Raw genomic sequence first — 2,574 nt, forward strand, 5'->3', positions numbered from 1 at the left:
AAGAAGGGTCGGAAACCTGGGCGGTGTTTGCGGAGTTCTAAACGATAAAGCGGCGACACGATGAACGAAACAGACTCAGGTATTGACTATGGTCAATACAGACAGGAACCGCCGTGGTACGGAACCGTATGCCCGGTGGTGTGAGAGGACGGGAGTTGCGAAACTCCCTCCTACTCGATCGTTGAAGAAGGGAGGCTAGTGCATATAAATCGGGCCAAGGCCCATGCTCCATAAAATCACTGAACTTGCCATCAGGATCACTAACAGCACCAGACCGCAAGTTACCACCGAGCTTGAATAGATAAAGCCTTTTTCTTCCGGGATGTGCATCATAATTGGTACACCAGAATACAGCAGGTAAACCGAATAGGATAAGCCTACCAGCCCCACCGACATGAGAAACCATAATTCAGGATACAGGCCGGCGAAGCCAACCATAAATAAAGGCGTGGCCGTATAGGCTGCCAACTCCAGAGACTGGGTGTAAGTAGGTGAGGTATCAAACGCTTTTGCTAGTTCATGCATCAGGGCTGCTAAAGCAATAACGCCCGCAATCAGGCCAAAATACATTGCCACACTCATGGCCATGGCACTCTGTTGGGTGAGTTTGATCAACTCACCTGCGCCAACGCTCCAGCCTAAATGTGCTGCCGAATAATACCCGACAATCGCTGGGATCAGTGCAATGATGGCTATGTGGCTTAACGCGTAGAAATAGTTTTCGTGGCGTTTATCAATAGCTTGCCATTCTTCTTTTGGGTGGGTGTAAATACCCCACAGGTGGTTCAGGATCATAATCTTTCCCTCAGTGCTGAGAATGTTTTCAATTTGTTATTTATTTAACAAATAATCAACATTTTCAGTTTTATCCAAAGCGAAAGTTAAGTCAATATATTTTGATGATAAATTAAACAGGGCAGGCTAACACCCACGCAAAACACGGCGCCGTGTTTATGGCTGTTTTTTCTCTGTCACTGCTGAGGGTTTGAGCAATGGCATAAATGAAACCAGCAGTAGACTCATGGCATAGATAGATGCGGCACTGCCTAGCACGAAAACATGTAATTGAACACTGGCTTCGAGTAACGGCGGAAAACTTGGCTGCAGGTTACTGATACCATCAATTTCTGCAGCCAAAATAACCCCGCCTTCAAACGTGCCGCTGCCCGCGACACCGTGAATGGGTAATACTGATGACAGATCTGCTCCCACAATGCTTAGTAATGCAATATGCAAAGACAACCCCGATATGCCCAGCACCATTAAAACAAACACCGTTAATTTACTCAGCCAGGAACAAAGTGTCAGCAGCGCGATGGTAAAATAGGTTTTTCCTGATGTGGGAAGTTGTGTGAGTGTCTCTCTGATTTTAACCCGGGCTGGTTGATGGCTGTTGCGGATTAACTGCAGAGCGAGCAATTTAAGTAATTCACTATACCTGACGGGCTCTCCGGCTGTGAATGATTTATCAATAAGTGAAAGATTATACTTTCTGGGACTAAGTTCAGAGGTAAGCGGTGTGATAAACTAACAAAGTTTATTATTAACTACGCAATTAAAAGGTCAGAGATTTTCAGGTGAATGAATTACTATCACCCATCAATGCATTTTTAAAATGCCCCACGCCACAAAGCTGGGTAGACGAGGCTAAGAAACGGGAGAACCTGTCCGTTGTCCTGCTTGATCATCTGGTGTGCGAATTGAAGGCAGCGCAATCAGCTATGTATCTTATTCGCAAATATGCCGTGGATAAGGAAAGTGGTGATGCACTACTGGCCTGGCTAAAACCGTTTGAGGATTTTACCTATCGTAAACAGGGCGACTGGCGTGAACTCGCCAAGCATGAAAAGCTCACCAAGTCTATGATGCCAAAATCCGGTGCGCCGTATAGTCAGGACCTGATCGATAAAATGGTGATGCTGATAAAAGAAGAGCTGCACCATTTTTATCAGGTGCTGGAAATTATGGAGGAGTACGGTATTGCCTATGAATCGGTTGGCTCCAGTCGTTATGCCCGGGGTATGCTGCGTCATGTGCGTACTTATGAGCCCCAGGCGCTTATCGATAAGTTAATTTGTGGTGCTTACATTGAAGCCCGTTCCTGTGAGCGTTTCGCGGCACTGGCGCCTCACGTAGATAATAGGTTGGGTGATTTTTATGTCTCATTGTTACGTTCAGAAGCCCGGCACTATCAGGATTATCTAACACTGGCAGAAGAAATTGCTGGTTCTGATATTGCAGAGCGTGTTGCCTTCTTTGCTGATGTGGAAGCCGAATTGATTTCATCTGCTGATGACGATTTTAAATTTCACAGTGGTGCACCGGCAGTATAAATTTTCAATCCGCTTTGATTTTCATAATGGCTATGTTCGGATTAACTGTTGTTGAATCGAAAAGAGCCTGTTTTCGTTAAGGTTTTCTGGATTATCCATAAACCTGAACCAACCCAGGTAGTGTTCCAAGTATTTTGTGGCTACTCCGTGAAACCGTTTCATCCACGCTTTCAGACGGCTGTGATAGGCGTTAACATTCTGAATATGAAAGACTTTATCTATCACCTTAACACCTCCCGCC

The 2,574-nt window shown here is 45.5% G+C and carries 3 protein-coding genes and 1 pseudogene; 1 reads left to right on the forward strand and 3 read right to left on the reverse strand.

The features are described 5' to 3' along the window. Positions 1-195 precede the first annotated feature (195 nt). Entirely contained in the window at positions 196-795 is a 600-nt protein-coding gene (locus C6Y40_RS13720; protein ID WP_105935084.1) for a Yip1 family protein, read from the reverse strand. A 156-nt stretch (positions 796-951) separates the two neighbouring features. Next, entirely contained in the window at positions 952-1,419 is a 468-nt protein-coding gene (locus C6Y40_RS13725) for a hypothetical protein (RefSeq protein WP_105935085.1), read from the reverse strand. A 158-nt stretch (positions 1,420-1,577) separates the two neighbouring features. Between C6Y40_RS13725 and miaE the strand changes: the two genes are divergently transcribed. After that, entirely contained in the window at positions 1,578-2,333 is a 756-nt protein-coding gene (miaE, locus tag C6Y40_RS13730) for a tRNA isopentenyl-2-thiomethyl-A-37 hydroxylase MiaE (RefSeq protein ID WP_105935086.1), read from the forward strand. Positions 2,334-2,363: 30 nt separating this feature from the next. On the opposite strand, the pseudogene C6Y40_RS13735 reads toward miaE, so the two are convergent. Continuing rightward, positions 2,364-2,574, reverse strand: a pseudogene (locus C6Y40_RS13735) (IS1595 family transposase); the annotation flags it as partial.

It is taken from the genome of Marisediminitalea alba (genome assembly GCF_002993365.1).
GTDB lineage: Bacteria > Pseudomonadota > Gammaproteobacteria > Enterobacterales > Alteromonadaceae > Alteromonas > Alteromonas alba.